Origin of the sequence: Bradyrhizobium pachyrhizi, assembly GCF_001189245.1 — a bacterium.
Classification (GTDB): Bacteria; Pseudomonadota; Alphaproteobacteria; order Rhizobiales; family Xanthobacteraceae; genus Bradyrhizobium; species Bradyrhizobium pachyrhizi.
Window position 1 is genome coordinate 29622 of sequence record NZ_LFIQ01000044.1, and the last position, 7916, is coordinate 37537.

General features: G+C 65.2%; 5 protein-coding genes and 1 pseudogene. 2 read left to right on the plus strand and 4 right to left on the minus strand.

Annotated features, from left to right (window positions below):
- The 4 genes from AKL29_RS07340 to AKL29_RS07355 form a co-directional block, all read right to left on the minus strand.
- The coding region (locus tag AKL29_RS07340) for an efflux RND transporter permease subunit (RefSeq protein ID WP_244481812.1) at positions 1-2127 on the minus strand (2127 nt) is incomplete at its 3' end.
- Positions 2128-2140: 13 nt separating this feature from the next.
- A complete protein-coding gene (locus AKL29_RS07345) occupies positions 2141-3058 on the minus strand; it encodes an efflux RND transporter periplasmic adaptor subunit (protein WP_028335192.1) in 918 nt (305 codons plus the stop codon).
- Between the two features lie 247 nt (positions 3059-3305).
- The gene (locus tag AKL29_RS07350) at positions 3306-3959 is read right to left on the minus strand and encodes an OmpA family protein (RefSeq protein WP_050383643.1); all 654 of its coding nucleotides are present in this window, start codon (positions 3957-3959) and stop codon (positions 3306-3308) included.
- A gap of 139 nt (positions 3960-4098) precedes the next feature.
- Entirely contained in the window at positions 4099-5658 is a 1560-nt protein-coding gene (locus tag AKL29_RS07355; protein ID WP_050383644.1) for a caspase family protein, read from the minus strand.
- A gap of 382 nt (positions 5659-6040) precedes the next feature.
- Here AKL29_RS07355 and AKL29_RS07360 point away from each other — a divergent pair, with 382 nt between their 5' ends.
- Together AKL29_RS07360 and AKL29_RS46425 are read left to right on the plus strand one after the other, a co-directional pair.
- Positions 6041-6847, plus strand: coding sequence for an N-acyl homoserine lactonase family protein (locus AKL29_RS07360; protein WP_050383645.1), 807 nt, complete (start codon positions 6041-6043; stop codon positions 6845-6847).
- 98 nt (positions 6848-6945) lie between these two features.
- Positions 6946-7799: pseudogene (locus tag AKL29_RS46425) on the plus strand (NAD(P)-binding domain-containing protein); the annotation flags it as partial.
- Positions 7800-7916 lie beyond the last annotated feature (117 nt).

Genomic DNA, 7916 nt, shown 5'->3' on the forward strand with positions numbered 1-7916 from the left:
GGTCGAGACGCCGAGCCGGGCCGCGAGCTCGGCGCGCGGGCGGATGCGCAGCTCGGGCCGGTCGAGCGCGGTCTCCGAGATCACGTTGGCGATGATCGGAATCCGCTTCATCTGCGTCGCGAGCTCGCTGGCGACGTTGTTGACGATGTTGCTGTCGGTGCCGGTGACGACCAGCGAGATCGCGCGCAGGCCGTTCTCGTCGAGGAACCAGAACCTGATATCCGGGACGTTATCGAGCTCCTTGCCGATCGACAGCTCGAGCTCACGCTGGGTGATCTTGCGGTCGGCCTTCGGCGTGTAGTTGATGATCAGCGCGGCGCGGCGGACCTCCTGGAGGCCCGGCGGCACCCGGCCGCCGTCGACGAACACGCTTCGTACCTCGGGTCGCTTGCGCAGCCGCGTCACGATCTCCTCGGTGACCTTCTCGGTGTAGGCGAGCTGCGAGCCGGGCGGCAGTTCCATCGCCAGCAGCGAGCGCGCGGTGTCCTGCGCCGGCAGGAAGCCCTGCGGCAGCAGCGTGATGCTCCAGATCGACGCGGCGAAGATCGCAAAGCCGATCAGCACGGTGATGAAATAGTGCTTCACCGACCAGGTGACGAGGCTGTGATAGCCGCGCAGGATCGGGCCGGGCGGCGGATCGTCGTGGTCATGATGCTTGAGGAAATAGGCGGCCAGCATCGGCGTCACGAAGCGCGCGGCGAGCAGCGAGAAGAACACCTGCACCGACACGGTGATGCCGAACTGCTTGAAGAACTGCCCGGCAATGCCGGACATGAAGCTCGCCGGCGCGAAGATCGCGATGATCGTGAGTGAGATCGCGATCACCGCAAGGCCGATCTCGTCGGCGGCTTCGAGGGCGGCACGATAGGGCGTCTTGCCCATCCGCATGTGGCGGACGATGTTCTCGATCTCGACGATGGCATCGTCGACCAGGATGCCGGTCGAGAGCGTGATGGCGAGGAAGGAGACGAGGTTGAGCGAGAAGCCGAGCAGGTCCATCGCCCAGAATGCCGGGAAGATGGACAGCGGCAGCGAGACCGCCGCGATGATCGTGGCGCGCATGTCGCGCAGGAACAGCAGCACGATGATCACGGCGAGGATCGCGCCCTCGAACAAGGTCGAGATCGCGGCCTCGTAATTGCCTTTGGTGAACTCGACCGAGGTGTCGATCAGCTTGAGGTCGACGTCGGGATAGGCCACCTTCAGCGCGTCGATCCGCTTCTGTACCGCGGCCGCGACGACGACGTCGCTGGCGCCCTTGGAGCGCTTGATGCCGAGCGCGACCACCGGCTCGCCGTTGAAGCGGGCGAAGGTGCGCCGGTCGGCGATGGTGTCGGTGACGGTGCCGAGATCGTCGAGCCGGATCTCGCCGCCGCCGAACAGCGGGATCATGGTGCCGGCGAGCTCGTTCAGCGTCTTGGCGCCGGCCAGCGTCCGGATCGCCTGGTCGTTCTTGCCGATCTCGGCGCGGCCGCCCGCGACGTCGACATTGGTGCCGCGCAGGATCTGGCTGACATTGACCGCGGTGAGTCCCACCGCCTGCAGCTTGTCGGGATCGAGCGAGACCAGGATCTCGCGCTCGACACCGCCGATGCGCTCGACCTGGGCGACGCCGCGCACGCCCTGCAGGGCGCGCTTGACCACGTCGTCGACGAAATAGGACAGCTGCTCCGGCGTCTTGCCGGGCGAGATCGCGGCATAGGTCACGATCGGCAGGCCGATCACGTCGACGCGCTGGATCAGGGGCTCGGTGACGTTCTGCGGCAGGTTGGCGCGCACGCGCGTCACCGCGTCCTTGACGTCGTTGAGCGCGCGGTCGGTGTTGGTCTCCAGCGCGAACTGGATCGTGGTCACCGACAGGCCGTCGGTGATCGAGGAGGAGATATGACGCACGCCCTCGACGCCGGAGACACCGTCTTCGATGGTCTTGGTGACCTGCGATTCAAGTTCCGACGGCGCGGCGCCGAATTGCGAGACCGCGACCGAGATCACCGGAATGTCGGCGCTCGGCAGCCGTGTCACCGCGAGCTTGGTGAAGGAGACCCAGCCCAGCACGAGCAGGATGATCGAGAAGACGATCGAGGGAAGCGGGTTCCGGATCGACCATGCCGAGATGTTCAAAGCCATTAGCGTGCCCGAATTACCGTGATCGCGTGCGATCGAGTTCGTCGGCGAACATGGTCTTGATCTGGTCGCCGTCATGCAGCGAGGTGCCAGCATCGGCCACGACGATTTCGCCGACGTCGAGGCCTTCAAGGATTTCGGTCGAGGTGTCGGAGGTCAGCCCGACGCGCACCCTGCGGGTCTCGACGGTGTTGCCTTTCACGACCTGCAGGGTCAGGCGGTCGATCGCGGTGCGCGGCACCGCGACGCCGCAGGAGCGCTTGGCGTCGATATTGGCGCGCGCGAACATGCCGACCTTCAGCGTCGGATTGTTGTTGATGGTGATGCGGACATGCCCGAGCTGGGTGGTGCGGTCGATCTGCGGCGAGATCTGGCGGACCTTGCCGACCATGTCGGGCGCATCGTCGCGGCTGATCCGCACATTGGCGCCGGGATTGAGTTTCAGCAGCTGGAAGCCCGGCACCTCGGCGTCGAGCTCGATCTCGTTGTTGATCGAGATCTTGAACATCGGGGGAGCCTGCGGCGAAGCCGGCGCGCCGGGCGCGGTGCGCACCTCGGTGACGAGGCCGGCGGCCGGCGCCCGCAGCACAAGCGGCTTGGCATTGGCCTGTGCGGCCTGCTGCGGCGGCGGGGTCAGCCGCGCCAGTTCCTGGTTCTCGGTCACGGTATCGCCCTCGCGGACCAGCACGTCGGTGACCTTGGAGCCATCCTGGTCGACATTCACCTGCGCCTCGCGGCGCGGCACGATGAATCCGGTGACGCGGACCATGTCGGAGAAGCAGGCATTGGTCGACTTCGTCACCACGACCAGTGCCTGGCCCGGCGTCTCCTTCTCCTCCGGATGCGAGCGGTGCTCGAACGCGTAATAGGCGATCGCGAGGGCGAGGAAAAACACCGTGCCGAGCGCAGGCTTGAGGTATTGGGAAAAATTCATCGCCTGATCAATCCAGAGCTTGGCGCGTCATGGGTGTTGGTCGAAGTCTCATCACGCTCGCTATCGTATTGCCTGGGTATTCGGAAGACCGGTGCCATTGTTCCGGATCATGCCCTGACGTCATGTGAGGCGGGTCACCTGTGGGCTGCGTCGGGGCTCGGCCCAACAGCATTGGCCCTAAAGCAAATGCGCCCCGCCGGGGTGCGGGACGCATTGTAGCCTCAAAAAGGAGCCACGCCACCGCCCATCACTTGGCGGCGGTGGCCTTGTTTTCCACGTTCACGACCTGCACGCGCCGGTTCACCTCCGCCATCGGGTGGCTCGGATCCTTCAGCTTGCTCTTGCCATAGCCGACGGTGACGAGATCGGTGCCGTTGATGCCGTATTTGTCGACGAGATAGCGCTTGATGGCGTCGGCGCGGCGTTCCGAGAGGCCCTGATTGTAGTCCTCGCCACCGGCGGCGTCGGTGTGGCCGGCGACCACGAAGGTCGAGCCCTTCAGGTCCTGATTGGTCAAGGCGCGGCCGAGCGCCTGCACCGACGGCAGCGACTTCGCGCTGATGTCGGCGGAGTTGTAGTCGAAGTTGATCTCGAGGTCGATCTTGGGCTTGTCCTGGACGATGGTCGCGATTTCCTCGCGCTCGGCCGAGGACAGCGAGCGGGTGGCGCGGCCGCGGACACTCTGCACGAATTTGGCCTGGTCTGCGTTCAGCTCCGGCGAGGTGGTCTGCGGGCCGGCCGAAAGGCCGCGGGTCAGCGGCTTCTTGTCGGGCGTCAGCGCCCTGATGATCTGGTCCTCGGTGACATCGTCACCGGCGCGGGCGGCCGCCAGGCAAAACGACAGCGCGGCGCCAACGGTCATGATTGAAACGATGGCGGCCTTTGCCGACGGCTTGAACATTGCGGTCCCTCCTGCGCAGGCTGGCGCGGTTCCAACGACTATCCAGATTGATTGCCGGCATTGCGGCCCGGCACGCACCCTCTGATTAGTCGCTCAATTCCGTCAGCGGTTCGAGCCGCGGGCAGACCTTCGTCCGTTGTCACTGCACGCCGTAGTCGGCGAATTCCTTGACGATGTTCGGGTCCATCGCCTTGGCGTTGGCGATGTCGAGATCGCCCTCCGCGACTGCGCCGTTGCGTTGCTTTGCGAGCCCGCGCCCGTACAACGACGAGGTCAGCCGCGGGTTGATCTTCAGCGCGGCGTCGAAATCGGCGATCGCGTTCTTGTTCTGCCCGCCCTTCAGGTTCATCAGCCCGCGGCTGTCGAGCGCATCGACGAAGTTCGGACGCAGCCGCAGCGCCTCGTTGCAGTCCTTCAGTGCCGCCTGCAGGTCGCCGATCACGGTACGGACCCAGCAGCGGTTGTTATAGGCCTCGACATCCTTCGGGTTCAGCCGCAGCGAATTGGTGAAGTCCTTCACCGCGAGGTCGTAGGCCCCCTTGCTGGCATAGACCTGGCCGCGGCGATACAGCGCCGCTGCGTCATCGGGATTCTTGTCCAGCTTTTCGCTCAGGCTCTTGATCGTCGGATCATCGGCGAGCACAGGCGAATTGCTCGGCGCCGGCGTGGGCTGGATCACCACTGGCGGCGGAGCCGCGGGCGGTGGCAGGGCGATCTCGGGCGCCTTGGGCTGGGGTGACGGTGCGGTCGGCGCTGCCGCGACCGGAGGCTTCGGCGGCGCCGGTGATGGTGTCGGCGCTGTTGCCGCTAGTGGCGTCGGGGTTGCCGCGGGCGGTGTCGGCGTTGCTGCGGGCGGAGCCGGCGGAGGTGCGACCGGCGGTGCCGCTGCCACCTCGGGTGACGGCGACGCGGCGGGTGCCGGCGCGGCGTTCGACGGCCCGCCCGTGCCGGCCGGAATGAACGAGAAATCCTCGGCCAGTGACGACGAGATCCACGGCACCTGTTCCTGCCGCGAGGCGCGGGTGACGCCGACGCGGGTGCGGTTCAGCGTTTCCTCGGCCATCAGGTCGGGGGTGCGGATCTCTTTCAGGAGTTCCCGCACGAACAGGCTGTGGTCGTTGCCATTGTCGGAGACGACGGACGACAGCGCGGCCGAATACATCACCAATGTACCGTTCGGGGCGATCACCGGGGCCAGCCCTGCCGAAAAGCTGCGGAAGCGCCGCTCGAACGGGTTGCGCCGCGAGGCGTCGATCAAGGCGATCTTCACCCCGGCGCCACGGCTGTTGATTTCCCCGAGCACGGTCTCGAGGCTGAAGCCGTCGCGGCGCACGTCGGCCTCGGCCCAGATCTGCGCATCGATCGGGATCATGTAGCTCTGCCGGTTCGACTGGATACCGTAACCGGAGAAGAAGATCAGGGCGACCGAGCCCGGCTTGATCTTGCCGTAGAGCCGGTCGAAGGCGCGGCGCATGCCGTCGCCGGTCAGGTTCTCCCCGACCTCGACGGTGAAGCCGTCGCGCTTGAGCTCGTCGGCGACGTCACGGGCGTCATTGACCGGCTCCTTCAGCGGTGCGTCGGCGTCGGGATATTTGGCGTTGCCGATGACCAGCGCGAAACGGTCGCCGGCGGCAAAGGACAAAGCGGGCGCCGCGATTGAAAAAATCAGCGTGGCGAGCAAGGCAAGGCGGATTTTCATAATCGCAGCAAATCCAGATCGCGGCATTCCAGTGAAATGGCGCCGCTTCCAGCCTGCGCCTCGGGAACCTTACTCTAGCGAAAATCCATTATCAAACCACGGCCAAATCCCCGTCAACGGCTTGCGGCAGCATCGTTTATCGCGGTGATACCAGCCAGACCGCAGTGCAGCAGCATGCGGTCACGGCGGCCATCGCCATCACGGCACGGTGCTGGTTCCCACGAGCCGATCATGTGATCGCACTCACTCTCGCCACCCTGTCATGCGCTCGTCGCACTCTGCGCGGTTTGACCTTTGCGCGAGGCGATGGCTTTGTGTTCGGGACGGCAGGCCATTCAAAAACAAGCCGTCAAAACAGGCCTTGCAAACAAGAGCGAAACCGATGGGAAACGCCTACGAGATCTACGCCCTGCGCTATGCGACAATGTCGCCGCGCACGCCCCACCTCAACTTCCTGGTGCCCGATCCGCACGATACCACCGCGCAGGACCTGGATTATTTCGTCTGGCTGATTCGGGGTCATGGCCGCGACATCCTGGTCGACACCGGATTCAACGCCGAGGAGGCCAAGGCGCGCGCTCGCAAGCTGACGCTCAACCCAGTCGATGCGCTGGCCGGCTTCGGCGTCAGCGCCGACAGCATCAAGGATGTCATCGTTACCCATCTGCACTACGACCACGCCGGCAATCTCGATCGCTTTCCGAACGCCAAATTCCATCTGCAGGAACGCGAGATGAGCTACGCGACCGGCCGCTGCATGTGCAACGGTATGCTGCGCCATCCGTTCTCCATCGAGCACGTCACGCAGATGGTGCGCCACGTCTATGGCGAGCGCGTCAACTTCCACTCCGGCGACGGCGAGATCGCACCCGGCGTCACCGTGCATCGCGTCGGCGGCCATTCCGACGGCCTGCAGGTGGTGCGCATCGAGACCGCGCGCGGCCCGGTCGTGCTGGCGTCGGACGCCGCGCATTATTATGCGAACCTGCACAAGCGCAGCCCGTTCCCGATCGTCTACAATGTCGGCGACATGGCGCAGGGCTGGGAGACCGTCGAGCGGCTCGCCGGTCATCCGGACCGCTTCATTCCCGGTCACGATCCGATCGTCAGCGAGATCTATCCGCGCGCCAGCGACAAGGTCGATGCGTTCGCACTGCATCTGGCGCCGTCGCGATCGTTCGCGAAATAGCCTCGCCGATCGGCGAGGCACGTCTGCAACACGTCAAGAAACGTCAAAGAAGAAGCTATATGACTGACACCAAGACGACTGACACCAGGACTCTCGGGTTCATCGGCCTCGGCGTGATGGGTGAGCCGATTTGCCGCAACCTGGTCAGGAAGAGCGGCAAACGCGTTGTCGCGTTCGACCTCTCGGCCGAACCGCTGCAGCGGTTGCGCGCCGACGGTGCCGAGGTTGCGGCGTCGGTCGCCGACGTCATCAAGCAGAGCGATGTGCTGTTCCTCTGCTTGCCGAGCGCAGGCACGTGCGCGCGGTGTTCGAAGGCGACGGCATTTTGAAGAACGCGAGAAGCGGCCAGATCGTGGTCGATCTCGGCACGTCGTCAGTCAGCCAGACCCGCGATTTCGCCGCGCAGTTGCAGGCCAAGGGCGCGGCGTGGGCCGACGCGCCGATCGCGCGCACGCGGCAGGCGGCGCAGGACGGCACGCTCAGCGTGATGGTCGGCGCGGCGCCCGCGCTGTATGCCGCGATCGAGCCCTTGATCCGCTGCTTCGCCACCGATGTCACCAATTGCGGTGACGTCGGCGCCGGGCAGGTGACCAAGATCCTCAACAACATGGTGCTGTTCGAGACCGTGAATGCGCTGGCCGAGGCCGTCGCGGTGGCGAAGCACAATGGCGTCGATCCGAAGCTCTTGCTTGAGACACTGTCGAAGGGCTCGGCCGACAGCTTTGCGCTGCGCAACCATGGCATGAAGGCGATCGTGCCCGGCGTGTTTCCCGAGCGCGCATTCTCGACCGAATATGCGCTGAAGGATCTGTCCTACGCGCTGGAGCTCGCTACCGATGCGGGCATCAAGATCCGCGGCGCGGAGCTGATCGGCATGGTGCTGCAGGAAGCGATCGACAAGGGATCGAAGGACAATTACTTCCCGGTGATCGCCAAGCATATCGAGCGGGCGTAGGGCACACTCCACGTCATCCCGGCTTCGAGACTGCGCGTCGCCGCGCATGGTCTTAGGTTGAGTTGGGCGCGATGCCAACCCCGGCGTCGTCCTGGCGAAGGCCAGGAGGTAGAT